Source organism: Roseibium sp. QJM3NY_11, assembly GCF_056173175.1.
The window spans coordinates 2,549,380-2,576,375 of the sequence record NZ_CM149660.1 but is presented as its reverse complement, the minus strand read 5'-3'; the positions used below and the strand labels follow the sequence as shown (position 1 = coordinate 2,576,375).

The following is a 26,996-nucleotide window of genomic DNA, read 5'->3' as shown; positions in this document are numbered from 1 at the left end:
ATTGATACTATTCTGGCGCCAGCAGGAGAATGACGCCCGATGAAGCCCTTTCTGGAGACCTTGCCGCGCCAGCCCGACTCGTCGCTTGCCATGCTGAACCGCCGGCTGGAGACGGCAATCCCCTTCGAGTGGCACCACCATCCCGAATACGAACTGACGTTGACGCTGAATTCGCGCGGCCAGCGGTTCATCGGCGATCATGTGGGCGACTACGACGACGAGGACCTGGTGCTCGTCGGGCCGAACCTTCCGCATACCTGGGCGTCACACCAGGCGATCGACGGGACCTCGCCGCATGTCGCGCTGGTAATATGGTTTCATCCGGAGTGGGCGGACTCCGTGGCGCGCGACTTCATAGAATTCAGGAGCATCGGCAACCTCCTGGCCCGCGCCGGCCGAGGATTGTCCTTCCCGCCGGAGGCAGCCGCCGCCGTCCGCAGCCGGTTCGAGCTGTTTTTCGATCAATCGGCCGCCGAGCGCCTGCTCACCCTGATGAACATTCTCGATCACCTGAGCGGCGCCCCGAACCCGCAACCGCTCGCAAGCGCCCCGGTCTCGCTGGACGGTGTTTTCGAAAGCCGCGAACGCATCGACCGGGTCCTGACCCATGTCCACGCGCAGTACACCAAGGCCATCACCTTGCCGGAACTCGCCGATGTGGCAGCCCTCAGCGTCTCCGGATTGCACCGGCTGTTTCGCAAGCACACGCAGGGAACGGTCAGCGATTATGTCCGGGCCCTGCGGATTGGCGACGCGGCCGCGCGGCTGTCTAGTACAAACCAGCCAGTCGCTCACATCGCGGCCGCCGTCGGCTATGGCGCACTTGCCAACTTCAACCGTCAGTTCAAGGCCGCAAAAGGCATGACGCCGCGCGATTACCGGGCGCATTTTCGGCAGGGTTGAACCGTCCGCCGCCGAAAACATCGTCAGGTGCGTTTCAGAAATCAGCGGCGCTCGGCGCAAAGAACCGGCATTTTGTGGAGACGGAAAAGGGGCTTGTTTGCAGCTCTGTCCAAGCCACGACCAAGAAAGGTACTTCACGCAATTGTGCACCGGACAGATGCCCGCCCGAAGCCTTCAGACCGGTCTCCCCTGGACCGGCATACCACAGAAATGACAAGGCCCCGGGAGTATGCAAGGTTGCGCCTGCGAGACCTGAATACTCACGGCACGTTGCCACTCCCCCGGAACCACACCGAATGTCCTCACCTGCCCGTTCACCGGTCGCACTTGCCTTTGGCGGGTTTCTGGCTCTGGCCGCTGCCATGGGGATCGGCCGCTTCGTCTATACGCCCGTTCTGCCGTTCATGAGCGAAGCCTTGAACCTGCCGGCAGGCGATGCCGGCCTGATCGCGTCGGCGAATTTTCTCGGCTACCTTGCAGGCGCCCTCGCGGCTGCCTCCCGTTCCCTGTCCGGCAGTCCCCGTCTCTGGTTTCTCGGCGGCCTGCTGGTCAGCGCGCTGACAAGCGCGGCCATGGCGGCGACAACCTCCCTAACAGTTTTTTTCCTGATCCGCTTTGCAAGCGGCATTGCCAGTGCCTTTGTGCTGGTATTCGCGACCACGCTCGTCATGGAGCGACTCACGGCCACGGGCAAAGCGGGCCTTTCCGCGCTGCACTTTGCCGGGGTCGGCTCCGGCATCGCGTTTTCCGCGTTGATGGTCGCGGTGGTGGCGGATCTTTCGGCGGATTGGCGGATGCTCTGGCTGGCCAGCGCTGCCGGAACGCTTCTGTTCCTGGTGGGAGCGGCCTGTCTGGTGCCTTCGCACGCACTGGTGCAAGTCGGCACTGCCGGCGGGCCCACCGGCACAGTCGCGGCATCGCCCGGCGCGGCGCGCAGCCGGCTTCGGCTGATCCTGGCTTACGGTCTGTTCGGATTCGGCTATGTCATCACGGCAACATTCGTCAACACCATCGCCCGCGCGGCCCCTGCCCTGCAGCCGACGGAACCATTCGTGTGGCTCACCGTCGGACTGTGCGCGGCACCCTCGATCTTTCTCTGGAACACGATAGCCGTCCGTCTGGGGACCCGCAGGGCGTTCGCGCTGGCCTGCCTGCTCGAAGCCGTCGGGGTCGCCCTGACCGCCCTGACCCTTCACCCGGTCCTGTTTCTGGTTGGCGCCGGCCTGCTCGGAGCAACCTTCATGGGGATCACCGCGCTCGGGCTGATGGAAGCACGACGCCAGGCGACCGCCGGAGGGCCGGCGGCGATCCGCCAGATGCTTGCGGTCCTGACCGCCAGCTTCGGCCTGGGCCAGGTCGCCGGTCCCTGGTTCGCCGGGATGCTGCACCACGCCACCGGGTCCTTTGCTGCCCCGTCGCTGGCGGCTGCCGCCGCATTGCTGCTGGCAGCCGCCCTCGTCATCCGCTGACCGGCTTTCCAGGCGCCGGCCACAATCAATGTTCGTGACATTCAGGCGTGGGAAAAGTCCCAGTAGAGCTCGCGTGCGCGCGCGGCGATCGGACCGGGTTGCAGATCCTGATCCTCGATCCGCTTGACCGGCGTCACCTTGTTGTAATTGCCGGTCGAGAAAATCTCATCGGCCTGCAGGAACTCGCCATATTCCATGGTCCGTTCAAAAACCTCATAGCCGGAGGCGCGCAACAGCTGGATCACGCGCTGGCGGGTGATCCCGTTCAGGAAGGTCCCGTTCGGCGCAGGCGTGTGCACCTTGCCGTCCCTGGCAATGAAAACGTTGGCGGACGTCAGTTCGGCCACATTGCCGAGCATGTCGCGCACCACCGCATTGTCGAAACCGCGTTCCCTGGCTTCCACCATCGCCCGTGCATTGTTGGGATAAAGGCAACCGGCCTTGGCATTGACCGGCATCGATTCCATGGTCGGGCGCCGGTAGGGCGACAGCGTGATGCTGATGGCCGCGTCCTTCGGCGTCATCGGTGCATCGAACAGGCACAGACAGAAGCGGGTGCTGTCCGGGTCACCTGTTATGACCCCCGGACCATCGTTTTCCAGCCAGTACATCGGCTTGACGTAAATCTGCTGATCGCTGCCGAATTTCTTGCAGCCTTCCCTGGTCAGCTCGGCCATCTCCTCGGCACGCAAGGTCGGCTTCATGCCAAGTGCATAGGCTGAATCGTTGACCCGGCGGCAGTGAAGGTCGATATCCGGCATCACCCCTTCGAAAAAGCGGGCACCGTCAAAAACACTCGAACCGAGCCAGGAAGCATGGGTACGCGGCCCCATGATCGGCGGATTGCCTTCATGCCAGGTCCCGTCGATCCAGGTCCAGGTGTCACTCAATCCGCGCATGTCAGTTGCCTCTCCCGCTATGTGTTTCCGATGAGGAGCCGACACAACACCCGCCGCCTCCCGGCGTCAACAGCTTAGCGATTTTTATGAAAAAGTTGTTGTCTTTCTTCTACCTGCACCGGACTTCAGGGATGGATTTACCCTCAAGCCGCTTGATGACGAATGATTTTTCCGGGACGCGCGGCGCTTCCAGATGCGGCAGCAACAATAACCACGCCGCAGTCGCCGCGGCTTCATCCACGGAACGGCAGTTGACTCGCCCCACTAATTGTTCTCTTTATGTTCCGCCTCATCTGGAGACCATGACATGGAACAACGCATTTCAATGATCACGCTTGTGGTCGATGACATCGCAGAGACACGACGTTTTTTCGAAGACGGCCTGGGCTGGCAGGTCAACGAGGCCCCGGCACCGGACGTGGTGTTCTTTCAGGTTATCGGAGGTGCGTTCGCGCTCTACAGCCGCGCCGCGCTGGCAGATGAAATCGGCCGGGAGGTCACCGCCCTTCCGTTCGGTGCCACGACCATCGCCTGGAACAGCCGAACGGCTGAGGAAGTCGACGAGGCCTATCAGCGGGCCATCGATGCCGGCGGAAAAGCCGTGAAAGCACCTGAAAAGGCATTCTGGGGCGGCTACACCTCCTATGTGGAGGTGCCCGGCGGCCATCTGCTTGAAATTGCCTACAATCCATTCTGGCCGGTAGGCCCGGACGGCGCCGTAACGTTACCCCCACAAAAATAACCGGGGTCTCCGGCCATGGCCCGGCGCCGCATCCGGTGTTTTCCGCCAGAACAGCAGCAATCTCCGGATGCGGGGCTTCACTAAGACTTTTGTCGCACACGGCGGCGCTTGACGCATGATCCATCAGGCTGTTCTCTTCCGCGGTTTCCGGAACAAGGCTTGGAGGTCCCGTTATGGCGCATGCCGCCTATGTATTTGATGCCTACGGCACATTGTTCGATGTGCATGCCGCGGTTCGCAAACACGCGTCAAAGCTCGGGCCCGACGCCCAAAGACTGTCCGCGCTCTGGCGTGAAAAACAACTGGAGTACTCCTGGGTGCGTGCCCTGATGGGCCGTTACGTGGATTTCTGGGAACTGACGCAGCAGGGACTGGACACCGCGTTCGCTCTGGTGCCGTCAGCCGATAAATCCCTGCGCGATGAATTGCTGAATGCCTACTGGGAACTGGACTGCTACCCGGAAGTTCCCCAGGTGCTCACCAACCTGAAGGCAAGCGGCGCCAAGATCGCCATCCTGTCGAACGGATCCCCTGCCATGCTGGAGGCAGCGGCAAAGGCGGCGGCGCTGACCGATCTGTTCGACGAAATCTTTTCCGTGGACCAGTTGAAGACATTCAAGACCGATCCGCAGGTCTACGAGATGGTTACCACCCAATTCCGCATCTACCCGGAAGAGGTCTCTTTCCAGTCCTCGAACCGCTGGGATGTCGCGGGCGCGGCCGCGTTCGGGTTCCGCACCGTCTGGATGAACCGGGCCGGCATGCCCGATGAGTATCCAGACCTTGCCCCCAAGGCGGTCCTTGCCGATCTGACCGGGCTGGCCGCGCTCGATTGAGACCTTTTCCGGAGCACATACCGGCCGGCGTACCTGCCGGCCGGCGGCCCCCCTGTGCCTTTTCCCCCGGGAGGGCGCACGGCACAAAAGTGCAGGATCTTGAAGGCGTGATGTCTTCCAGTCACCTGGGGCGCATGTCTTCAGATCTTCCAAGGCCGGCGTAAGGCAACCAAAAAACATATCATTCAGAAGATAAAATTTATTGTTTTACATTAATTTTTAAATCCAAAACGTGTTTTTCCCGTTGTGCTTCCGTACCATTCGGTATAGTGTTTCGGCAATCTGATCGACCTCGTGGAGACGGCTATGAGCACCCTTGAAGGACTGGAGCGGGACACGCGGCTGAGGCGCATCCGGCGGCTCTCGAACGCGATGAAATGGTTTGTGACGGTGTTGCTGGTACTGATGAGCGTTGCCAGTGCGATTCTGGTTTTCATGCTTCTGCTGCCCGCCTTTCTCGATGTCCCGAACGGATTGCTCGATTCGGCCGGTCTGGAGCGGAAACTGGAGGAAGTGCCGGTCGCCCAGCGCCTCGGCCTCAGCGCGATGGTCGTGTTGGCCTTCTTTCTTCTGCGCAGCATTTTCTGGAACCTCCGGCAGCTCTTCGTCCAGTTCCACGACGGAGCGTTTTTCGCCCCGGCCACTCAGGCGCACATCCTGAACGCAGGTTTCTGGCTGATTGCCTATGGCCTGTTCGATATTCTGAGCGACCCGGTCAGTTCCGTTCTCCTGACCTGGGACAATGTCCCGGGTGCACGCAGGCTTGAAGTCGAACTGAGCGGAGGCGAATTCTTCTCTCTGGTTTTTGGGGCGCTCCTGCTCGTGTTCGGCTGGATCATGCGCGAGGCTGCCTCGCTCGCGGACGAAAACCGTCAATTTGTCTGACCCCTTGCGGCGCAGACCGTCCTCCGATCGATAAAGGAACCCAATGCCGATAGTCGTGGAACTGGACGTGATGCTCGCACGCCGGAAGATGCGGTCCAGGGAACTGGCGGAACGCATCGGCATCACGGAGCAGAATGTGTCCCTGCTCAAGTCGGGCAAGGTGAAAGGCATTCGTTTCGATACGCTTGAGCGGATCTGCGCTGCGCTCGAGTGCCAACCCGGCGACATTCTCGTCTACCAGCAGCCCGCTGCACCGAAAGACTGATCCTCCCGGGTGATCGCCACCGGCCAACGCGAACGCCCGCCAGCCCCGCGCAAGTTTCAACCGGTATCTCCAACCCTGGAGAGTCCGACGACACCCAGGTTGAGACAGGCAAGGCCCGCTGGAATGCAACAGACCCATTTTTATTCGGAAGACCGGCCCACCCCTGCGACCAGAACCCGTCTGCGGTCCGGCAAACTGTTCGATCTGGACAAGAAGCCGATCTGCGAATGCACCCTGTATGATCTGGAAGACGGCGATATCGGCATTGTCGTGCCGGAAACCGAGCTGTCCGTACCGGACCGGGTCCTCATTCAGGACGACAAGGATCTGACTTTGGCATTCACCCAGATCTGCTGGCGCATGGGCCCTTATCTCTTCGGCGCCTATCTGGAGCCGCCGATACCGCTCGGCATGACCGCGGACCGCTGACAGGATTTACTGCCGCACTCTGCTGGCCGAGCCTTTATTTTGCCTGCGGCGTCATTTCCTCGAAACAGACCAGTTCCGGATCGGCCGGGTCCCAGGAAAGCGCGCGCGACACGTAGATGGCCCGCTCCGGCGTGACGCTCTCCGGATCGTCCAGAGACGACGCCCGGACGACCACGAGCCCCTCCATACCGCCGCGCGTATGATAGAGCGCACTGCCGCAGACGGGACAGAACCGCCTGTTGATGGTCCGGCCGCTGTCGGCGGTCTTTTCGTATTCGGTAACCGTGCCCGTCAGAGAAAAGGCTTCTTGCGCAAAGACGCTGTGGGTCGCGTGCCCTGTGCCGCCGATCCTGCGGCAGTCGCCGCAATGGCATTTGACCGTGATCGTCGGCGGCGCTTCGCAGACATAGCGCACCGCCTCGCACAGGCACCCTCCGGTCAGTTTTCGGGACACTGCCTGCTCCTGCGATCTTGAACTATTCGGCCGCTTCCGCCGAACCGTAACCGAGCTGCTCGTTCAGTTTGCCGATCAGCCCGATCGCCGCTTCGGCAATGACGGTACCGGGAGGGAAGATCGCCGCCGCGCCGTTGCTGTAGAGTTCGTCGTAGTCCTGTGGCGGCACGACGCCACCGACAACGATCATGATGTCTTCACGGCCCTCGTCGGCCAGTGCCTTCTTCAGGGCCGGAACCAGGGTAAGATGGCCTGCCGCCAGCGACGACACGCCGACAACGTGCACGTCGTTCTCGACGGCCTGACGGGCCGCTTCTTCCGGCGTCTGGAACAGCGGACCGATATCAACGTCGAAGCCGAGATCTGCGAAGGCGGAGGCAATCACCTTCTGCCCCCGGTCATGACCGTCCTGGCCCATCTTGGCGACCAGAATACGCGGCCGGCGGCCATCGTTGTCCTCGAAGACCTCGACCAGTTTCCGAACCTTTTCCATCGTTCCGGACATGGCTCCGGCCTCCCGCTTGTAGACCCCGGCAATCGACTTGATCTCGGCCTTGTGCCGGCCGAACACCTTTTCCATCGCCATCGAAATCTCGCCAACCGTGGCCTTGGCCCGCGCGGCCTTGACGGAAAGATCCAGCAGATTGCCCTCGCCGGTCTCCGCGCACACCGTCAGCGCATCGAGCGCGGCCTGCGTCTCCGCCTCGTTGCGCTCCTCGCGCAGGCGCTTCAGCTTGTCGATCTGGGCTGCGCGGACCTGGCCATTGTCGACCTTCAGCACATCGATCTGCTGTTCGCTGTCGGGCTTGTACTTGTTGACGCCGACCACGGTCTGGCTGCCGCTGTCGATGCGGGCCTGTGTCTTGGCGGCGGCTTCCTCGATACGCAGCTTCGGAATGCCCTTCTCGATGGCTTTCGCCATGCCGCCGAGCTCTTCCACCTCGCGGATATGCGCCATCGCCTTTTCGGCCAGGTCGGCGGTCAGCTTCTCGACGTAATACGACCCTCCCCAGGGGTCGATCACCTGGGTCGTGCCGCTTTCCTGCTGCAGGAACAGCTGGGTGTTGCGCGCGATGCGTGCGGAGAAATCCGTCGGCAGGGCGAGTGCCTCGTCAAGCGCATTGGTGTGAAGCGACTGGGTATGCCCCTGCGTTGCCGCCATCGCCTCGACACAGGTGCGGGTCACGTTGTTGAACACGTCCTGGGCCGTCAGCGACCAGCCGGATGTCTGCGAATGGGTCCTGAGGGACAGGGACTTCGGGTTCTGCGGCTGGAAGTTCTCTTCCATCAGCGTCGCCCAGATCAGCCGGGCCGCGCGCAGTTTGGCGACTTCCATGAAAAAGTTCATGCCGATCGCCCAGAAGAACGACAGGCGCGGCGCGAACTGGTCGATTTCCATGCCCGCGGCCACTCCGGCGCGGGCGTATTCGATCCCGTCGGCGATCGTATAGGCCAGTTCCAGATCCGCCGTCGCGCCGGCTTCCTGCATATGATAGCCGGAGATGGAGATCGAATTGAACCGCGGCATGTTCCGCGACGTGTACCTGAAAATGTCGGAGATGATCCGCATCGACTGCTTCGGCGGGTAGATATAGGTATTGCGAACCATGAACTCCTTCAGAATATCGTTCTGAATGGTGCCCGACAGGTCCTTTTGCGCCACCCCCTGCTCTTCCGCCGCCACGATGTAGAGCGCCAGCACGGGCAGGACCGCGCCGTTCATGGTCATCGACACGCTCATCTTGTCCAGCGGAATTCCGGAAAACAGCGTGCGCATGTCATAGATGCTGTCGATGGCCACACCGGCCATGCCGACATCGCCGGCAACCCGGGGATGATCGCTGTCATAGCCCCGGTGGGTGGCAAGATCAAAGGCGACCGACAGGCCTTTCTGGCCGGCCGCCAGATTGCGCCGGTAAAAGGCGTTGGAATCCTCTGCCGTCGAAAAGCCCGCATATTGGCGCACCGTCCAGGGCTGCTGAACATACATGGTCGGATAGGGCCCGCGCAGGTAGGGCGCGAGGCCGGGCCAGGTGTCCGGGGGTTTCAGTCCCTCCAGATCGGCCGCCCGGTACACCGGCGGCACCGCGATCCCTTCCGGTGTCAGCCAGGGGTCGGTGCCGGTGGATACGGCTTCCTCGGGATGGGTCTGAAACGGTCTGTCCGCGTAGTTCGGGATCCGGCTCATTGTTGGACCTCCAGATTTGAAAACTCCGCGCCGTGGATCTCTTCCAGCTTCTGCTGGACGTCCCGCAGCAAGGCGAGCAGATCGCACCCGGCATGGAGATAGCCTGCGATACCGGCGCCGGAATAAGCCGCCTCGTGCGGGCCCCGCCGGCCGGCAAGGAGAAGATGCCGCGCACCGGCGCTGCTCAATGCCTGCGCCGCTGCCACCGCCTGATCGTCATAGACCTCGTCGGAAGAGACCAGACAGGCAACAACCGCTCCACTGTCCTTGAACGCCCGGACCAGATCATCAAGGCTGGCATGCACGGCGGGACCAACGGTCTTCAATCCGCCGGTGGCAAAGGCATTGGTCGCCCAGCTCGCCCGGGTGGCGAACTGCGTCGCGCTGCCGAGACTTGCCAGAAACACCTTCGGCACGATGGCTTTGCGGAGTTCAAGATCCTCCGCGCTGCTGCGCAGATCCTCAAAGGGTTCCGACAACCGTCCGCGAACGAGTTTCGGCAACCCGGTATCGCGCGGCAGCTTGTCCAGCCGCATGCCCAGATCGTGCAAGTGGCCGCCCTGAAGCGCCAGCTTGCGCAGGGCGGTCAGTCGCTCCCCGTCTCCCGGGGCGGGCAGGTCTGGCAAAGACGGAGCGAATCCGGCCAGATCGGCCGGGTTCGCCGCCAGAACCGCGACCGTCTTTTCCGACAGGTCGGGAAATTCGCTCACGCCCGTGATCGGCCGTTTGCGGCGGGCAACATCGCGCGCACTTTCGTTCCGGGCGGCATCGATCCGGCGATGAACAAGCCCCTGCCGGATCGCCTCCATCAGACCGCCCGCCGCCTCGATTTCCTGAAACAGGCCCCATGCGGCCTCGCAGAACTTGTCCGTCCGGTCCTCGATCGCACCCGATCCGGCCGCGGGATCCGTGACTTTCGCGAGATTGCTCTCTTCCAGAAGGATCGACTGGGTGTTGCGTGCCAGCCTGCGCGCAAAACCGTCGGGCAAACCGACGGCAAGGGTATGCGGCAGCACACAGATGCTGTCCGCCCCGCCGACACCGGCCGCAAAGGCGGCAACCGTGTTGCGCAACAGGTTGACCCAGGGATCCCGCCGGGTGAGCATTCTGTAGGACGTGCTCATGTGCACGGGCATCGGCGTCTTCGGCAGGCCGGCGCCGTCCAGGACGTTCGACCAGAGCGCCCGGATGGCGCGGGCTTTCGCAATGGTGCCGATCTGGTCCGCATCCGCGATCACGCTCAGGGAAATGCGCTCGGACCATGCCTCGGGCGCAAGCCTGGTGCCTTCCAGCATGCGCAGATGGGCCGTCGCCGAGGACAGCACCAACGCCAGTTCCAGCGCGGCAGGCGCCCCGGCTTCATGCCAGATCCGGCCATCGGCCTTCATCATGCGCAGCGGGCTGCCAAAATCATGCGCGGAAACGATCGCATCGCGAAAATGCCTGAAGGCATCCTCCATGTCGATCAGGGCGACGCCGTTGGCCGCGATCCATCCGTAGGGGTCGAACCCCGCGGTGATGCGCACGCTCGCCGGATCCAGCTGTTTCTTTTCAAGATAGGCAAGCAACAGGGCCAGTATCTCGATGTTCTCGCGTCCCGCCTCGAAACGCAGATCGATCAGGTCGAGCTGCACGTTTTCGAAAAGCGCTTCCATCCCGGCAAGGTCGTCAATCTGAATGCCATTGCCATAGGCGGCAGCGGCATTTGAGAAAACCAGATCCAGGCCGGCTGCCCCGCCTTCGAGGTCTTCGAGAATCTGCTCGTTCGCAGCGCGCGCATCCGGAATGTCAATCCGCTGAACGACGGACCAGTCCTGTTGCGGCGGCCGCAAGGCGATCGCCGGGCGGTCCGTGCGCCGTCCATAAAGCGGGGCAATGTCCAGGCCGTCCCCGGTCGTGGCGAACAGTTTCTGCCGCGGTGCCCCCTTGAGCGCCTTGTCGACGGCGCCCCACCAGGCGTCTTCGTCGGCGGCATAAAAACGATCTGGACCGGAAAAGCTGTTGGGCATTGTCGTCATCTCCCTTGTCCCGTTTTAGTCCCTGCCCGCGAACCTTGGCAACTCAGCACAAAGGGTAAATTGCCTGCTCCCGGGCCGCATTTCAGGCAGGCTTTCGGCGCACGCGCAAAGAATCAAGATCGCCTTTACTTAGCCTGGCAGCTTAACAGTCGAAAGAAGCTCGAATTTGCCGCCCGCTGCAGAGCAATCGGCGACGCGGATCTATTGCCCTGCAACATAATTCGAAGGTTCAGATGCTAAATGCCAATTTTTTGGCGGAATAAGCTAAATTTGCCAGTTTTCCCTATTGGTACGATCATCAATTGTATTGTAGCGTATAGGGGCTGACGCATGGGAAATTCTATCCCCATAACAAATGCGCGGCAACCGGCCCGGTACAGACCTGAACAGGCTTGAGACGGGGTGCGGTTCACCCATCAGCGACTGACCGGCTCTTGCCGGGCCAGTTGCAAAAAAGCGGCATCTAAAGCCGCACCTAGGACGTGCACAATGCTTGACCAAGCAGAACTGAAGAGCAAGCTGAGAGCAATCTCGGAAGCCAACGCAGCCCATCATGTTCTCGACATCCTGGAATCAAATCTCAGGCGTATGGGGGCAACACATATTCTCATCACCGGCCTGCCGATGCCGAACCGCCCGATCGACAACCTTGTCCAGCGGTTCCGGTGGCCCGACCAGCGCAATGACGGGATCGAAAGCACCTCGCTTTCGGCCAACGACAGCGCCCTCATGCTGGGCCTGGGATCGAACCGCGCGCGGGTCTGGACCATCTCCGCAGGTGATATGGAGCATTCCGACCTGCTGGCTTCCGCAGGTGAAGGCAGCCAGATCGTCGTGGTTCCGGTCACGGAACTCTATCCGTTCCAGGCATTTGTCTTCGCAAGCGGCCCATCGCTCCAGGCCAACAAATACGACCTGACCAATCTGGAAGCGCTCTCGGCAGCCGCCTTTTCCCGTCTGAGGGAACTTGGCGTCATTTCCGGCCAGCGTCCGGGTGCCCTGTCGACCCGCGAGCGCAGGGTTCTGGAACTGACGGCTTACGGCAAGACCGCGGGCGAGATCGCCGAAGTGCTCGAGATCTCCCAGCGCACCGTCCACGCCCATCTGCAGAACGCCAGCGTCAAGTTGAATGCATCCAACAAGACCCACACCGTGGTCGAGGCGCTTCGCTACGGTCAGATCAGCGTCTGAAGCCTGTGAAAATCCGGCCGACTGACAGCCGTCGGACCAAAAAAAGGCGCGCCCCCCGGCGCGCCTTAATCGTATGACAAACCTTCGACCGGTCAATCCGGGCAAGTGCAGCGACGCTGCGCGCTGACCCGGAACCCAGCACATCAGCCGCGCCTCAGGCGCGTCAAAAAGCCACTAAATCAAACGCTTGAAGGAAATGGTGCTCGCTGCCGCTCGCGCTGATCCGCTGGATCCCGGGTCGGTGCGCAGCCTTGGCTGCACTTGCCCGGGATGACGGCCCAGATGTTTGTCACCGGTCTGAGGCGCGCCCCCGGCGCGCCTTTCGTGTTTCAGAACCTGACCTGAGCCCGGCGGGACCTCAATAGGTCATCATCGGCGGCAATTCCTTGGCCTGGTCGACCCATTTGGTCACCTGGCTTTCGCTCGGAACCTGGCGCACGAGTTTCTTGGTCTCGTTCACCTCTTTCATTTTCTCCGCCAGGTTGACCGCATTGCGGTTCCTGAGTTCCTTCACCGTGTCGACGCCGGCGGCTTCCAGGAGTTCCGAATATTCCTCGCCAACACCGCTGATCCGCATGAGATCGGCCATGTTGGCCCACTTCAGAAGTCGCTTGCCTTCGATACCCGTTTCGGTTTCAAGAGCCTTGCGGCCCTTCGGGTCCTTGGCGCGCTCCAGATAAGCTTCCGTTGTCTTGATGCCGACTTCACCCAATTTGGCTGCGTAAGTCGGACCGATGCCCTCGATTTCGGCGATGGAATAAGACATCCGCACAGAACTCCCTTTAGACCGGCGATAGAACTCTGGGGCAGTCAGACGATTTGGCTCAATCCCGGAATTTTTGAAATCACTTCATCCACAACGTCTTCCCCTGCTTTTTCCTTAGCATAGGAAACGAGTTCTTTGACAACACTTTGCACGCCGTCCATATCCAGTCCGGCATTTGTCAACTCATTTAATGCCGCCATGGCGCCCATGCCACCGCCCATCATGCTGCCGAGGCCGCCCAACAGGCCGCCGCCGCCGGACTGCTCGCGCGCCGCGACCAGTTCCGAAGCACCTGGCAAGGCATCGAAAATAAGCTGCATCTTGTCTTCCGGGCCTTCCTTGTTGAGGAAACCGAGAATAATGCCGATCGCATTTTTCGAAACATCTTCATCGATGCCAGCGGCCGCCATGACCCTTTTGATGAGCTCTTCCATGGAAATCTCCTGATCACAATTCCGCGCCCGATTCCCCGGCGCTCCATTTGGCTCCTCTATACAAGCGACAGGCCGTGTCCGTCGATAATCATTTCGCACAGGTCACCAGGCCAATGCCATTTCATCGTCATCTGCGGGTGGGAGCCTAAACTGGTTCCATTGACCGCAGGATGTTCTAGTCTGCGAAAACACAGATGGATTCGGGGGAAAAGGTGACGGCACGAGACAAGATCTTCATCGGCGCGAGCGACCGGGACGAAACCCTGACGCTGAAGCTCGCCAACCGTCACGGCCTGATTGCCGGCGCGACCGGGACCGGCAAGACCGTGTCGCTGCAAATTCTGGCCGAAGGATTTTCACGGGCTGGTGTTCCCGTCTTCTGTGCCGACATCAAGGGAGACCTGTCCGGCCTGGCCACGGCCGGCATTGCCAAGGATTTCCTGGAAAAACGCGCCAGGGAAGTCGGACTGGGCAAGACCTATACGTATGAATCCTCTCCGGCTGTATTCTGGGATCTCCTTGGCGAGCAGGGCCACCCGATCCGCACGACCGTCTCCGAGATAGGCCCTCTGCTGCTGGCCCGCCTGCTGGAGCTCAACGACACCCAGGAAGGCGTCCTGAACGTCCTGTTCGAACTGGCCGATGACGAGGGCATGCTGCTGCTCGATCTGAAGGACCTGCGCGCCATGCTGGCCCATGTGGCCGAGCGCTCTTCCGAACTCTCGACCATCTACGGCAATGTGTCCAAGGCATCGGTCGGCGCCATTCAGCGCCGCCTGCTGGTCCTCGAACGGCAGGGCGGCGAGAATTTCTTCGGAGAACCGGCGCTGGATATCCGCGATCTCATCCGGACCGCTCCCGACGGGCGCGGTGTCGTCAATATCCTGGCCGCCGACAAGCTCATGACCGCGCCGCGCCTTTATGGCGTTTTTCTGCTCTGGCTTCTGTCGGAACTCTTCGAGGAACTGCCGGAAGTCGGCGATCCGGACAAGCCGCGTCTGGTCTTCTTCTTCGACGAGGCGCATCTTCTGTTCTCCGATGCGCCCAAGGCCCTGATCGAAAAAGTGGAACAGGTTGTCCGCCTGATCCGCTCGAAGGGCGTTGGCGTCTATTTCGTGACCCAGAACCCGCTCGACGTGCCTGAAACGGTGTTGTCGCAGCTCGGCAACCGCATTCAGCACGCGCTGCGTGCCTTCACCCCGCGCGACCAGAAGGCTGTGCGCGCAGCCGCCGAAACCTTCCGTCCCAATCCCGATCTCGACACCGAACGCGTGATCACCGAGCTCGGCGTTGGCGAGGCCCTGGTCTCGACCCTCGAAGGCAAGGGCATTCCATCGGTCGTTCAGCGCACCCTGATCCGGCCGCCCTCCTCCCGCCTCGGTCCGGTGACCCAGGCCGAACGGCGGTCCCTGATCCAGTCAAGTCCCGTCTTCGGCGTCTATGACCGCACCAAGGACCGCATATCCGCCTACGAGATCCTGCTCGGCCGCGCGGAGGAAACACAGCGCCAGGAGCAGCGCCGCCAGGAAAAGGACGACAGCTTCGCACGCAAGCACGGCGAACCCCGGCGCTCGCGGACCGGCTTCCAGTTGCCCGATTTCGGACGCGACGACCGGCCGCGGCGTGAAAGCCGGAGCCAGCGCAGCAACCGGCGCAGCCGCAGGGATTCCGTTTTCGAGGCGGGTCTCAAATCCGCCGCCAGAAGCCTCGGTACCACGCTCGGCAAGGCCCTGGTCCGGGGCCTGCTCGGTTCGCTCAAACGCGGCAATTGAGCCGGGACCATGGAAAATCCGGCACCCCGCCCCCTGGAGGTGGAACGCAAGGCCCTGGCCACCGGCAAATGGGCCAACCTGTTCATGGCCATCGCCGGCCTCGTGACGGCATGGGCCTCCCGCTCCGACGCCATGCTGGTGGACGGGCTCTATTCCGCGGTGAATTTCGTCTCTGCCATGGCTGCTGCCCGGATCGGCGCCCGTGTCGGCCTGCCGCCGACCCGTGCACGGCCCTGGGGACACGATTTCGACGAAGTGCTGTATGTCACCTTTCGCAGCCTCATCCTGATCGGTGTGCTTGTCTTCGCGGCCTATGTCTCCGGAGCAAAGATCTGGACCTTCTTTTCCGGCGGAAGCGTGCCCGAACTCGTCTTCGGTCCGATCGCGGTCTATGCCGTGGTGATCGTCGCCATCTGTCTCGGCCTGGCCGCCAACTACCACCGCGCCTACCGCAAGGCGGGAAAACGCAGCACGATCCTGAAGACAGAGGCACGCGCGGCCCTCATCGACGGCGCGCTGAGTCTCGGCTCCGGCGCCGCGCTCCTGTCCCTGCCCTTCCTGGAAGGCACCGTGCTGGGCCCCTACGTTCCGATCGGAGATGCCGTGATCGTCCTGGTCCTGATTCTGGCGATCATCTGGCAGCCCCTTGCAGCCTTCCGTGAAACCCTTGCCGATCTCGCCGGTGTCAGCGCCCCCGGCAACACATACGCCAAGGTGGCACGCAGCGCGCGCGACCTGGCAAGGGAAAACCGTTTCAGGTTCCGCCGCGCCGCTGTCCTGCAGGCCGGGCGCATGCATTTCGCCGCCGTCTATATCGATCCGGAGCGTCCCGTGTCCGCGAGCGATGTCGATGCCTTCCGCGACGCTCTGGCCGCCCGCCTTGAAGACAGGATCGGTCCGACCCGCGTGGAAGTGATCATGACGGCGAACGATCTCGTGAAATCCACCTGAGACACATCGGCAAGCCGGATGCCGGCACGGTTCCGCTGGGTAACTGGATGGTTACCCCTGGGTATTAATACTGTGGTCTTGTCAGAATCAGATGGTGCAGCATGAGAACGCGTACAGTCCGGACCCATTCTCACAAAGGTTCCAGCTCCGCGGAGCGCATGGCCATGCCTCAAAGTCCCCGGGCCGTTCTTGTGTTGGTCCTGGCGCTGCTGACGGCCCTCGCCGGCGCGCCTGCCTCGGCCCTGTCGCAGACACCTGACGGCAATCGGATCCTGAGCGAAGAACGCTCCGGAGCACTTGCCCCCGACCGGGTGGAGATCGCCCGCAACTATCTCCGGGACAATCCGATTTCGCCGCCGGACACGACCAGCCCCCGCGCGACCCTTGAAAGTTTCGTCTTCATCATGAACGAGGTGAATACGCTCTGGAAAAGAATTCGCACCTCCTATGGCAACAGCAATCGCTTTTTCCTGACGAATGAGGAAAGGACACAGCAGCTTCTTGTGCGCGCGCTGCTGGGAAAGGCGGCGCAGACGTTCGACCTCAGCGAAATTCCCGTGACCTCGCGGGAAAATGCCAGCATCGAGATCGCCCTGCAACTGCAGGAAATTCTGGACAGGATCCCGAAACCGGTGTTCGCCGAAGTGCCCGGCGCCCGGGCCGGCAGTTTTCTGAACACGGGCGGCAATACCGATCTGCCCGATCTCTGGACCGTTCCGGGAACCAGCATCAGCATCCTGCGCCAGGAAACCGGCGAACTGCGTGGCCACTACCTTTTCTCCAGGAAATCCGTCGCGCGCATCCCCGAGGACTACGCCATCGTGCGCGCGCTCCCGCTGCAGGCAGACCGGGGCGAGGATCTCTTCGAGCATTACATCTACACCCCCGGAAATCTGATTGCGCCGATCTGGTACGACATCATCCAGGCCGGGCCGGATTGGCTGAACCGTCATTTCGCCGATCAGGCCTACTGGCAATGGCTTGCGCTGTTCATTCTGCTCCTGCTCTACGCGGTGGCGTTTGGTCTCTACATCCGCTGGCGCAAATGGCGTGCGGTGTCCGTGGACGAACGAAAACGCATCCTCCAGTCGATCGTCACCCCGGTGCTTGTGGTGGTCGCGGCGAATTTCTTCCGCTTTCTGTGCGAGGATCAGATCAACATTACGGGAACGACGCTCGTCGCGGTCGCCACGACAACCACCGCCATCATCTGGTCAGCAGCGGCCTGGCTGGTCTACCAGGTCCTTCAATTGCTGTATGTGGGCGTCGTCAGCACCTCCAGCAATGCGCAGGAAGGGCTTGATGCAAGCCTGTTGCGCACGGGCATCCGCGTGTTTTCCCTGGCGGTCGCCCTGGTGGTGCTGGGATATGGCGCAACACAGATCGGCATTCCGATATACGGCGTCATTGCCGGCCTCGGCGTCGGCGGTCTGGCCATCGCCCTGGCCGCGCAGCCGACAATCGAGAACCTCATCGGCGGCATCATCCTCTATGCGGACCGCATGGTGCGTGTCGGCGAATATTGCCAGTTCGACGAACTGGCCGGAACGGTTGAATCCATCGGCATCCGCTCGACCCGCATCCGTGCGCTCGACCGGACCTTGATCACCATCGCCAATGCGGATCTGGCCAAGCGCAAGATCATCAATTTCAGCCAGCGGGACCAGTTCCACTTCCGCCACCAGCTCCCCCTGCGCTACGAAACCGAACCGGACGTCCTGAAGACCGTCATGGCCTCGATCCGGTCCTACCTTGCCGGCCGGGACAAGGTTCTCGCCGAGACATCGCGGGTCCGGATGATCGGCTACACCGACTGCGCGGTGTCAATCGAAGTCTATGCCTACGCGCTCGCGCCGTCCTACGGTGACTTTCTGGCGATGCAGGAGGAAATGCTGTTCGACATCCGCGCGATTGTCGAAGACGGCGGATCACAGTTTGCGTTGCCCTCTTCCACGGTTTACCTGTCCCGGGACACCGGGATCGCACGCAAGACCGAGAACGGCCGCGAGGCATCTGCGGATGGACCGGACACCCGGGCCGCCTGATTTTAGCCAAAGGGCCGCAACAAAAACGGCTTCCGTTATTTTGCAAATCCATTTGCGCCGGCCGTCTTGCACTGCCCGTCGTGTTGTGGCCTTTTAGCGCTTTCCCGGATGGTCCTCTTCTGTCCGGTCCAACCCGATCAGTTCCAGTTTCAAGGATACGTCATGAGTTCCATCGACACTGTCCTGGCGCGCATCGACGCTGACCTCGACAAGAGCCTCAACCGTCTCTTCGACCTTCTCAGGATCAAGAGCATTTCCACCGATCCGGCCTTCAAGGCTCCCTGCCGCGAAGCCGCCGAGTGGCTTGCCGGGGAATTGAACGACATCGGCATCGAGGCTGCGGTGCGTGACACGACCGGGCACCCGATGGTGGTCGGCCACCGCAAATCGGGCAAGCCCGGCCCGCATGTTCTTTTCTACGGTCACTACAACGTCCAGCCGGTCGACCCGCTGGAGCTCTGGCACCAGGATCCGTTCGAACCTGCGATCAAGACCCGGGAGGACGGCAGCAAGATCATCGTCGCCCGTGGCGCGGCCGACGACAAGGGCCAGTTGATGACCTTCGTGGAAGCCGCCCGGGCCTTCATCGCCGAGACCGGAGACCTGCCGGTGGATGTCACGGTCCTGTTCGAGGGCGAGGAGGAATCCGGGTCACCGTCCCTGCATCCCTTTCTGGAAGCCAACCGGGAGGAACTCTCCTGCGATCTGGCTCTGGTCTGCGACACCGGCATGTGGGACGACCGGACCCCGGCCATTTCCGTCATGCTGCGCGGCATGGTCGGCGATGAGATCATCGTCAGGGGCGCCAGCCGCGACTTGCATTCGGGGCTTTACGGCGGATCGGCCCAGAACCCGAACCATATCGTTGCCGGCATCATTGCCGGTCTGCACGACGAAAACGGCAAGGTCACCCTGCCCGGTTTCTACGACGGGGTTATCGAGATACCGGCCGAGGTCAAGGCGATGTGGGACAAGCTGGGCTTTTCCGCCGAGGAGTTTCTCGGCAACGTCGGCCTGAAATATCCCCGGGGCGAAAAGGACCGCATGCCGCTTGAACACATCTGGACGCGCCCGACCGTCGAGGTCAACGGCATGTGGGGCGGCTACCAGGGGGCAGGCTCCAAGACGGTGATCCCGGCCGAAGCCCACGCCAAGTTCACCTTCCGCCTGGTTGGCGATCAGGATCCGGACAAGATTCAGGACGCTTTCCGCGCCTATGTGCGTTCGAAAATTCCCGCCGATTGCTCCGTGGAATTCATCGCCAAGGAAGGAAGTCCGGCGCTCCGGCTCGATTTCACGATGCCCGTGCTGGCCAAGGGGCAGAAAGCGCTCCAGGAGGAATGGAACCGGGAAGCCGCGCTGATCGGCATGGGCGGATCCATCCCGATCGTCGGCGATTTCAAGCGCATGCTGGGCATGGATTCCCTGCTGATCGGTTTCGGTCTGGAAGACGACCAGATCCATTCTCCCAACGAGAAATACAATTTGACCAGCTTCCACAAGGGCATCCGCTCCTGGGCGCGTGTGCTGGACGAACTGGCCAAGGACTGAGCACCAGCAGGGTCTCCTGCCGCACCCATCACTTCGGAGAACACACATGAGAGCCATCTGTGTCTTTTGCGGCTCAAGCTACGGCAGCCGGGAAATCTATGCCGACGCGGCGGCCAGAACGGGCCACCTGATCGCTGAGCAGGGCTACACCCTGGTCTACGGCGGGGCGAAGGTCGGCCTGATGGGCAAGGTCGCGGATGCTGCCCGGTCCGCCGGTGGCAAGGTCATCGGCGTGCTGCCCCGTGCCTTGCAGGAAAAGGAAATCGACCACGAGGGGCTGAGCGAACTGCACCTTGTCGACTCCATGCATGAGCGCAAGGCCCTGATGGCAGATCTGTCCGATGGTTTCATCGCCCTGCCCGGCGGTGTCGGCACGCTGGAGGAAATCTTCGAAGTCTGGACCTGGGGCCAGCTCGGTTACCACGGCAAACCCTGCGGATTCCTGAATATCGGCGGCTATTTCGATGATCTGATCGCCTTTCTGGACCACCAGACCCGCGAAGGCTTCACCAGGGACGTGATGCGCGCCATGGCGCAGGTCGCCGAAACGCCCGAGGACATGATCCGCCTTTTTGAAAACTACAGCCCGCCGTCCGCTCCCAAATGGATCACCAGGGAAGAGGAAACCTGAGGGGGCAGCCTTCGAAAAATTGCACGCCCCCGTGGGGCCGGCCTGCAACTGTCCACAGGCGCGCGGTCTCTCTTTGCAAACAGTGTTTTACTTGGTAAATCCCTCGAGGCTTCACCTCCCGAAGCACCAAACAATCAGTCCGAGTATCAGTATGCGTCCAAGTGCCATCGGTTTTGCGTGTCTGGCTGCTATTACAGCCGCCGCCTGTTCCCCGAACGTCGGATCTCGACGGAACTTCCGGCCGTCTGGCCCGGACGTTCAACGAGACCCTGGTCCAGATCACCGAGGACCGGATCGGCGGCATCACCGGCGACACCGTGTATGGCTCCAAGACCATCGAGGCAGCTCTGCCGGGCTTCACCACGGACGGCATTCAGACCGCAGTCGAAAACAACACCGAATGGGCTCTGGCGGCCTTCAACAGTGACGGCTTTCAGGTGCTTCAGGTCTTCAAGGGCAAGAACGGCCGGGTGCGCACCGTTCACGGCGTGACCCACCACCTGCAGGGTCCGAACGGCGAGCGCATCGGCATGACATTTTCCGAGATCGGTTCGTCGCGCGCGGATTGCCGCGTCGGCAGGAACCTCTGGCGCGGCATGGCGATCTGCGTGTCGGAGGGTCACTCGAACGTCGAACTGGTCTATGCCATCCCCGGTTATCAGGGTCCGTTCGACCGGCTGCCGGCCGAAAACGACCTGTTCGATGCCGAACTTCAGCGTATCCTGTGGACACCGAAGAGCTGACGGCCTGTCAGGCCGATCGGGCCACGCCCAGGCCGGGCCGGCGCGCCGCAGATTTATAGGGCCTCAGCCCGTTTTAACCGGCATATTGCTCAGACATGCGCCTTGGACTGCACGTCGACCTTGCCGACCGGCCGCCAGACATTCCGCATCTTCAGGGACTTCTCCGCGACATCGGCCAGATCCATCAGCATCGGCATGCCCCTGTCCTTGAGAAAGGGCAGCGATTTGAGGTCCCCGCCGGTCCAGGGCAGGAACGGGTTGCGCCGCATGTGCCAGTGGATTTCCGAGCGGACTGTCGGTTTTTCGGAGGGGGTGCGGCCGTGAAACGCAAACGTGTCGGCAACGATCAGCGTGTTTTCCGGCACTGCCATTTTCACCGGTTGCGGCAGGCCGAGGGCGGCAAGCTCATCGGCGCGGATCCGGAAGGACCCGCTGGCGTGGTGCGAGCGCGCATCCTTGGCCGCGCTCAGGGAGCACTCGTATTCCCACTCCAGCCGCTGTTTCGTCAGCTTGTGTGACCCGGGGACGAAGAAGAACGGACCGTCGTCCTCGCCGACATCCTGGAGAAACAGCCAGGCTTTCGAGGTGGCATGAAACGTGTCCGCATGTGCGTCCGACTGCGGATCCTTCTTCTTCACCTTCTGCGGCTCGACCAGCACGGTCTGAAGGAAATTGAGAGGCTGCCCGCCCTGGGACGCCGCGTAGCGAATCATGTTCAGGGCGCGCGGGTCACGCACGGCCCGGCCGAGCGCCGGATTTGCCGCAAGAACATCGGGCGGCAGCAGCGTCATGCGCGTGACGGCCTGGCCCTGTCTCATTTCCCGGGCTTCGAGCGGCTGACCGAAGACCTCTTCCCTGAGCTGCCTGTAAACGTCGTCCGGCAGGAAATCCCGCACCAGAAAATAGCCGTTTTCATCGAAAAACGCGCGCTGTTCGGGGTCCAGCAGACCGGCAAGGCTAGCACGCCGCCGCGCGGCCAGAGCGGCCGCCGTCGCGACCCGCTTCTTGTGCAGGCCCCATTCGTTGAGCCGCTCGCTGCCCAGGATCGGGTTCTTGCGCGGCGACTTGTCGGTTCCGGCAAGGCCGAGAACCCAGATGGGAGCTTTGAGATAGGACAGCGGGGACATCACAGACCATAAAATCATGTTTCGAAGTGGCTTAATCTATCGCGCCTTTTGCGACCCGTTTCAATCTTTCAATCCGTCAGAGCCGGGACTTCACCCTTTGGCGGCAGTGACCTTTGACGATTCCTGCGCTAAAGCCTTGAGCATGACACCGAAGCCAAGAACACCCGACCCTGCGCTTTTGGCGAAGGACATCACGAACGGCAACCGCGCAGCGCTTGCCCGCGCGATCACGCTGGTGGAGTCAAAGAAGGCGGATCACCGGCGGCTTGCGCATGGTCTCATTCAGGATCTGCTGCCGCTGACCGGCAAGGCCCTGCGCGTCGGCATTACCGGCGTGCCCGGTGTCGGCAAGTCCACCACCATCGACACCCTAGGTTCCAACCTGACACAAGCCGGCCACAAGGTGGCTGTCCTGGCCGTGGACCCCTCCTCGACCCGCACCGGCGGTTCGATCCTGGGCGACAAGACCCGCATGGCAAACCTCGCCGTGGACCTGAACGCCTTCATCCGGCCCTCGCCTTCGGCAGGCACCCTGGGCGGCGTCGCGGCCAAGACGCGCGAGACCATGCTCCTTTGCGAGGCGGCGGGCTTCGACGTGATCCTCGTGGAAACCGTGGGCATCGGCCAGTCGGAAACAGCCGTGGCCGACATGGTCGATTTTTTCCTGGTCCTGATGCTGCCCGGCGCCGGAGACGAGCTGCAGGGCATCAAGAAGGGCGTCCTGGAAATCGCCGACATGATCGCCGTCAACAAGGCCGAGGGCGACGGGGCGACCCGTGCCAGGTCCGCGGCGTCCGATTACCGCGCCGCGCTCCACATTCTTGCACCGAAATCGCCCAGCTGGACACCGCCCGTCATCACCATCTCGGGCCTGGCCAATGAGGGTCTGGATCATCTCTGGCAGCAGGTCGAGGTGTTTCGGGACCGCATGCTGGCGAGCGGGGAATGGTCTGAAAAGCGCAGCCGCCAACAGGTTGCCTGGATGTGGGACCTGCTGCAGCAGCGCATGCTGGAAGCCCTGAAATCCAATCCGCGCACCGCGGACCGGCTCAGGTCGCTGGAAGCAGATGTGCGTGACGGCAGGACAGCCGTGTCGCTGGCGGTCGACGAGCTTTCCGCGCTGATGGGGCTGACGGAATGACACCTGCCCGTCACAAGACCGTCCTGGTCACCGGCTTCTCGCCGTTTCCCGGCGCGCCTCTCAATCCGACGGAAAGGCTGATGCACCGCCTGGCGAAGCGGCTCGGGGTCCACCAGTGCGGGGTCCGGTTCATGTTCGAAGTCCTTCCGACCACCTGGGCGGGACGGAACGAAGTGACGGCACGGCTGCGGCGCGAGATCCGGCCGGACGCGATCGTGCATTTCGGCGTCGACGGCTCCTGCCGGACGCTCAACATCGAGACCCGCGCAGTCAACCAGGCCGTCCGGGTGCGCCCAGACGCCACCGGGCAAGCGCCCCTTCGTCCCGAACTCGACCCGTCAGCCGAACGCGCAAGGACCGCGACGCTGCCCGCCGAAGCCCTGCGTCGCGCCACGGCCGGCAGCGGCGTGCCCGTCAGGCTCTCGCGCAATGCCGGAACCTATCTGTGCAACGCCACCTTGTGGGACTCCATCGGCTCGGGCATTCCCAGTATCTTCGTCCATGTTCCCGCCCTGCCGCGGGGCCGCCGGGATACCAGACCGTCCCAGGCGCTCATCGAGGAAGCCGCCTTGCGCATTGTCAAAGAAACCGCGCGCCGCCTGCGATAGCTGTCTTCAGCCGGCCCGGTCGATCAGGCGCTCCACCTGCCCGATACAGTCTGTCGCCATGTCTGCCGAAAGACCCGCGCGGCCGAGGACGCGCAGACCGAAATAGGTGGACAGGATGCCCCGGGCGACGGCACGGGCTTCGTCTTCGGCCAAGCCGTCATCCTCGAGCGCCCTTCGAAAGCCGCCTTCCAGCCGTCGTGTCATCGCCTGCAGCCTGGCTTCCGCCTCGCCGCCGCCGGCCGCCTTGTCGATCATCGCATTGCACAGGAAACAGCCCAAGCGATCGCCGGTTTCAAGGGCTGCCTCGGCAATCCGGCCGAACAGCCCGAGGATCCTGTCCCGGCCCGAACCCTGCGCGCCGTCCCCGAGATAGGCAACGGTGCCGCTGACCACCTTGTCATTGTACCTGTCGAGCGCGGCAAGATAGACCGACTGCTTATCGCGGAAGGCCTTGTAGAAGGACCCCTTGGTGATCTCCATGGCCGACAGCAGCCCAGCCAGCGACGCTTCCTCGTAACCAACGTCCCAGAACAGCACCATGGCCTTGTCCATCGCGCGGTCGGGATCAAATTCCCTCGGTCTTGCCATCGTGTTCGCGCGCCGGCGCCCTCACATTTTCATCACCCCGGTGTCACGGGCTTGTGTTTTGTACCAATCGGTTCCTAACCGTATGTAGGACCCATCGGCGGGAACGGAAGGGTGCGCTTGATTAGGAACCAAATGGTACCGAAAAAGCCCGGACACTTCAATCGCTTCATGCCGGTGCAGTTCAAAAACGCATTGGGAGTGCTTCGGAATGATTGCAAACATGGTACGCGGCTCCATCGCCGCCCTCGTCATCGTCACCGGCCTTGTCTCAAGCGCCTTCGGCGCGGGCTTCGATGTCAACGCCACAGTGACCGGACTGGCTTTGCGCGGCGTCGACCCGGTCAGTTACTTCACCAACGGCGCCCCTCAGGAGGGCAGCATTGCCATTACGGAAGTGCACAATGGCGCCACCTATCGGTTCGTCTCGGAAGAAAACCGCGACCTCTTCAAGCAGAACCCGGCCGGCTACCTGCCGCAATATGGCGGTTTCTGCGCATTCGGCACGGCCATGGGTGTGAAGGTCGACGGCGATCCGGACCTGTGGAAGATCGTCGACAACAAGCTTTACCTGAACCTCGCACCGTCGATCCAGGAACGCTGGGTCAAGGACATCCCGGGCTTCATCGTCAAGGCGGACGACAATTGGGCAGGTCTGGAAAACACCGACCCGGGCACGCTTTAATCGGCCCGACCATTCTTTCCGAGAAATCGACGAACCGGCCGGGAGCTATCCCGGCCGGTCTTTTCTCGTCTTTGGATCTCAATGGCCACCCTTCGCGCCAATCGGCACGCCTCTTGCGGTTTCCGTCTTGAAGAACGGCAACGGGTCTCATTTCGGGACACTTACAGGCGAATGGCATCGACCATGGGACGGAAACTGCAAAAACTGAACCGCCGCGCGTTTCTTGCAGGGACGGCCTTGTGCCTTTCCGGAACGCTCGCCGCCGCGCAAATGAAGGTTGCCGACCTCCGGGGATCGATCGATTCCGAGGATCTGGGCCTGTTGCCCAACGCCGCCAGCGACCAGACCGCCCAGTTTCAGAACGCGGTCAATCGCGCCGTGGAACGCGGCCGGGCCCTGTTTCTGCCCGCAGGCACCTATCCGGTCGCCAATCTGCGTCTGCCGGCCGGCACCCTGATCGTCGGCGTGCCCGGGCGCACACGGCTTGTCTACCAGGGCGGCGGCGGCCAGCTGGTGCGCGCTGAGGGCGTATCCAACATCGGCCTGACCGGGATCACCTTCGATGGGGCCAACCGGTCCATCGGCGACTTCACCGAGGGGCTTCTGCATTTCATCGGCGTCGGCAATGTCGTCTTGGACAATTGCGAGATCACCGGCTCCTCCAAGATGGGCCTGCTCATGGACCGCTGCTCCGGCCGCGTCGAGAACTGCCGCATTTCAGGCGCGGCGGAAGCCGGATTGCGCTCCAACGAGGCAACCGGTCTGGCCATCACCGGCAACACGATCACCGACTGCGCCAATGGCGGCATCTGGGTGCATCGCTGGCGCGAGGGCGAGGACGGCACCATCGTCTCCGGCAACCGGGTCGAGCGGATCGGGGCGCGCTACGGCGGCACCGGCCAGTTCGGCAATGGCATCAATGTGTTTCGGGCCAACGGCGTGATGGTCTCCAACAACCGCGTCGCCGATTGTGCGTTCTCGGCGATCCGCTCCAATGCCGGTTCCAACGTGCAGATCATCGGCAATTCCTGCCTGCGGTCCGGCGAGACCGCGATCTATTCCGAATTCGGTTTCCAGGGCGCGGTGATCGCCAACAACATCGTCGATGGCGGCACCATCGGCATCTCGATCGCCAACTTCATGGATGGCGGACGCATGGCGGTCTGCACCGGCAACCTGATCCGCAACATCAAGGAAGACGGCCCCTACCCGCCGGAAGTCGCCGGTTTCGGCATCGGCATTGTCGTGGAGGCCGACACGACGCTGACCGGCAATGTGGTCGAGGGCGCCCCGAAAATCGGCCTGATGCTCGGCTGGGGCCCGTACATGCGCAACATTGCCGCCTCCCAGAACGTCGTCCGGGACTGCGGCACCGGCATCGCCGTGACCGTGGTCGAGGGCGCCGGCTCCGCCGTCGTCACCGGCAACATCATCCAGGGTGCGAAATCGGGCGCCATCAACGGCTACCGCTGGCTGGAAAAGACCACCGGCGAACTCGACAACACCTCGGAATTCCCCAATCTGACCATCCACGGCAACCAGATTGCAGCTTGAACAGACAATCGGATCTGAAGGAACAATTTGCCGACGCGGAAGCACACTGCAATCCAGGATCGTAAAACTTCTAAGATCGCCCTTTAGGATATATTATAGGCTTGTGCCCTATCCGTAGTTGTAC

The 26,996-nt window shown here is 62.3% G+C and carries 26 protein-coding genes; 18 read left to right on the top strand and 8 right to left on the bottom strand.

The window, feature by feature from the left end; genetic code table 11:
• Positions 1-39: 39 nt before the first annotated feature.
• Positions 40-903, top strand: coding sequence for a cupin domain-containing protein (locus AC0VX3_RS11800; protein WP_475524863.1), 864 nt, complete (start codon positions 40-42; stop codon positions 901-903).
• Positions 904-1,199: 296 nt separating this feature from the next.
• Positions 1,200-2,372 carry a YbfB/YjiJ family MFS transporter gene (locus tag AC0VX3_RS11795; RefSeq protein ID WP_475524862.1) on the top strand — a complete coding sequence of 391 codons (1,173 nt, stop codon included), beginning with the start codon at positions 1,200-1,202 and terminating at the stop codon, positions 2,370-2,372.
• A gap of 41 nt (positions 2,373-2,413) precedes the next feature.
• On the opposite strand, the gene AC0VX3_RS11790 is transcribed toward AC0VX3_RS11795, so the two are convergent.
• The gene (locus tag AC0VX3_RS11790; protein WP_475524861.1) at positions 2,414-3,271 is read right to left on the bottom strand and encodes a branched-chain amino acid aminotransferase; all 858 of its coding nucleotides are present in this window, start codon (positions 3,269-3,271) and stop codon (positions 2,414-2,416) included.
• 307 nt (positions 3,272-3,578) lie between these two features.
• On the opposite strand from AC0VX3_RS11790, the gene AC0VX3_RS11785 reads away from it, so the two are divergent.
• From AC0VX3_RS11785 to AC0VX3_RS11765, 5 genes are all read left to right on the top strand, one after another.
• Positions 3,579-4,013 (top strand): VOC family protein, encoded by a 435-nt coding sequence (locus tag AC0VX3_RS11785; protein ID WP_475524860.1) that lies wholly within the window; start codon positions 3,579-3,581, stop codon positions 4,011-4,013.
• 173 nt (positions 4,014-4,186) lie between these two features.
• Entirely contained in the window at positions 4,187-4,849 is a 663-nt protein-coding gene (locus AC0VX3_RS11780; protein WP_475524859.1) for a haloacid dehalogenase type II, read from the top strand.
• A 306-nt stretch (positions 4,850-5,155) separates the two neighbouring features.
• On the top strand, positions 5,156-5,734 hold the full coding sequence (locus AC0VX3_RS11775) for a DUF2975 domain-containing protein (protein WP_475524858.1): 579 nt from the start codon (positions 5,156-5,158) through the stop codon (positions 5,732-5,734).
• Positions 5,735-5,777: 43 nt separating this feature from the next.
• Positions 5,778-5,999, top strand: coding sequence for a helix-turn-helix domain-containing protein (locus AC0VX3_RS11770; protein ID WP_475524857.1), 222 nt, complete (start codon positions 5,778-5,780; stop codon positions 5,997-5,999).
• Positions 6,000-6,122: 123 nt separating this feature from the next.
• Positions 6,123-6,428, top strand: a complete 306-nt coding sequence (locus AC0VX3_RS11765) for a hypothetical protein (protein ID WP_475524856.1) — start codon at positions 6,123-6,125, stop codon at positions 6,426-6,428.
• Positions 6,429-6,462: 34 nt separating this feature from the next.
• On the opposite strand, the gene AC0VX3_RS11760 is transcribed toward AC0VX3_RS11765, so the two are convergent.
• The 3 genes from AC0VX3_RS11760 to AC0VX3_RS11750 are packed head-to-tail and all read right to left on the bottom strand — an operon-like array spanning position 6,463 to position 11,088.
• A complete protein-coding gene (locus AC0VX3_RS11760; RefSeq protein ID WP_342892279.1) occupies positions 6,463-6,882 on the bottom strand; it encodes a GFA family protein in 420 nt (139 codons plus the stop codon).
• 22 nt (positions 6,883-6,904) lie between these two features.
• Positions 6,905-9,070 carry a methylmalonyl-CoA mutase gene (gene scpA, locus AC0VX3_RS11755; RefSeq protein ID WP_475524855.1) on the bottom strand — a complete coding sequence of 722 codons (2,166 nt, stop codon included), beginning with the start codon at positions 9,068-9,070 and terminating at the stop codon, positions 6,905-6,907.
• A complete protein-coding gene (locus tag AC0VX3_RS11750) occupies positions 9,067-11,088 on the bottom strand; it encodes a methylmalonyl-CoA mutase family protein (protein ID WP_475524854.1) in 2,022 nt (673 codons plus the stop codon). The genes scpA and AC0VX3_RS11750 overlap by 4 nt, the downstream gene beginning before the upstream one ends.
• A 489-nt stretch (positions 11,089-11,577) precedes the next feature.
• Here AC0VX3_RS11750 and AC0VX3_RS11745 point away from each other — a divergent pair, with 489 nt between their 5' ends.
• Positions 11,578-12,279 (top strand): helix-turn-helix transcriptional regulator, encoded by a 702-nt coding sequence (locus AC0VX3_RS11745; RefSeq protein WP_342892276.1) that lies wholly within the window; start codon positions 11,578-11,580, stop codon positions 12,277-12,279.
• A gap of 358 nt (positions 12,280-12,637) precedes the next feature.
• On the opposite strand, the gene AC0VX3_RS11740 is transcribed toward AC0VX3_RS11745, so the two are convergent.
• Both AC0VX3_RS11740 and AC0VX3_RS11735 read right to left on the bottom strand, forming a co-directional pair.
• Entirely contained in the window at positions 12,638-13,045 is a 408-nt protein-coding gene (locus tag AC0VX3_RS11740) for a DUF4332 domain-containing protein (RefSeq protein WP_348149016.1), read from the bottom strand.
• Positions 13,046-13,089: 44 nt separating this feature from the next.
• On the bottom strand, positions 13,090-13,479 hold the full coding sequence (locus AC0VX3_RS11735) for a DUF2267 domain-containing protein (protein WP_475524853.1): 390 nt from the start codon (positions 13,477-13,479) through the stop codon (positions 13,090-13,092).
• 194 nt (positions 13,480-13,673) lie between these two features.
• Between AC0VX3_RS11735 and AC0VX3_RS11730 the strand changes: the two genes are divergently transcribed.
• The 6 genes from AC0VX3_RS11730 (at position 13,674) to AC0VX3_RS11705 (ending at position 21,172) form a co-directional block, all read left to right on the top strand.
• Positions 13,674-15,251, top strand: a complete 1,578-nt coding sequence (locus AC0VX3_RS11730) for a helicase HerA-like domain-containing protein (RefSeq protein ID WP_475524852.1) — start codon at positions 13,674-13,676, stop codon at positions 15,249-15,251.
• Between the two features lie 9 nt (positions 15,252-15,260).
• Positions 15,261-16,202 carry a cation transporter gene (locus tag AC0VX3_RS11725; RefSeq protein ID WP_348149020.1) on the top strand — a complete coding sequence of 314 codons (942 nt, stop codon included), beginning with the start codon at positions 15,261-15,263 and terminating at the stop codon, positions 16,200-16,202.
• 164 nt (positions 16,203-16,366) lie between these two features.
• Positions 16,367-18,247 (top strand): mechanosensitive ion channel family protein, encoded by a 1,881-nt coding sequence (locus tag AC0VX3_RS11720; RefSeq protein ID WP_475524851.1) that lies wholly within the window; start codon positions 16,367-16,369, stop codon positions 18,245-18,247.
• Between the two features lie 162 nt (positions 18,248-18,409).
• Positions 18,410-19,798, top strand: coding sequence for a dipeptidase (locus tag AC0VX3_RS11715; RefSeq protein WP_475524850.1), 1,389 nt, complete (start codon positions 18,410-18,412; stop codon positions 19,796-19,798).
• Between the two features lie 46 nt (positions 19,799-19,844).
• A complete protein-coding gene (locus tag AC0VX3_RS11710; RefSeq protein WP_475524849.1) occupies positions 19,845-20,429 on the top strand; it encodes an LOG family protein in 585 nt (194 codons plus the stop codon).
• 173 nt (positions 20,430-20,602) lie between these two features.
• A complete protein-coding gene (locus AC0VX3_RS11705) occupies positions 20,603-21,172 on the top strand; it encodes a DUF1131 family protein (protein ID WP_475524848.1) in 570 nt (189 codons plus the stop codon).
• 89 nt (positions 21,173-21,261) lie between these two features.
• Here AC0VX3_RS11705 and AC0VX3_RS11700 read toward each other — a convergent pair whose 3' ends face one another.
• Positions 21,262-22,317 carry a phytanoyl-CoA dioxygenase family protein gene (locus AC0VX3_RS11700; protein WP_475524847.1) on the bottom strand — a complete coding sequence of 352 codons (1,056 nt, stop codon included), beginning with the start codon at positions 22,315-22,317 and terminating at the stop codon, positions 21,262-21,264.
• A gap of 124 nt (positions 22,318-22,441) precedes the next feature.
• Here AC0VX3_RS11700 and meaB point away from each other — a divergent pair, with 124 nt between their 5' ends.
• Positions 22,442-23,440, top strand: coding sequence for a methylmalonyl Co-A mutase-associated GTPase MeaB (gene meaB, locus AC0VX3_RS11695; RefSeq protein WP_475524846.1), 999 nt, complete (start codon positions 22,442-22,444; stop codon positions 23,438-23,440).
• On the top strand, positions 23,437-24,048 hold the full coding sequence (locus AC0VX3_RS11690) for a pyroglutamyl-peptidase I (RefSeq protein WP_475524845.1): 612 nt from the start codon (positions 23,437-23,439) through the stop codon (positions 24,046-24,048). The genes meaB and AC0VX3_RS11690 overlap by 4 nt, the downstream gene beginning before the upstream one ends.
• A 6-nt stretch (positions 24,049-24,054) precedes the next feature.
• Here the strand turns inward: AC0VX3_RS11690 and AC0VX3_RS11685 are convergent, their stop codons facing one another.
• On the bottom strand, positions 24,055-24,636 hold the full coding sequence (locus AC0VX3_RS11685) for a TetR/AcrR family transcriptional regulator (RefSeq protein WP_342892264.1): 582 nt from the start codon (positions 24,634-24,636) through the stop codon (positions 24,055-24,057).
• A 208-nt stretch (positions 24,637-24,844) separates the two neighbouring features.
• On the opposite strand from AC0VX3_RS11685, the gene AC0VX3_RS11680 reads away from it, so the two are divergent.
• Both AC0VX3_RS11680 and AC0VX3_RS11675 read left to right on the top strand, forming a co-directional pair.
• Positions 24,845-25,318 carry a YHS domain-containing (seleno)protein gene (locus AC0VX3_RS11680; RefSeq protein WP_342892263.1) on the top strand — a complete coding sequence of 158 codons (474 nt, stop codon included), beginning with the start codon at positions 24,845-24,847 and terminating at the stop codon, positions 25,316-25,318.
• Positions 25,319-25,489: 171 nt separating this feature from the next.
• Positions 25,490-26,872, top strand: a complete 1,383-nt coding sequence (locus tag AC0VX3_RS11675; RefSeq protein WP_475524844.1) for a TIGR03808 family TAT-translocated repetitive protein — start codon at positions 25,490-25,492, stop codon at positions 26,870-26,872.
• The last annotated feature ends 124 nt before the right edge of the window (positions 26,873-26,996 follow it).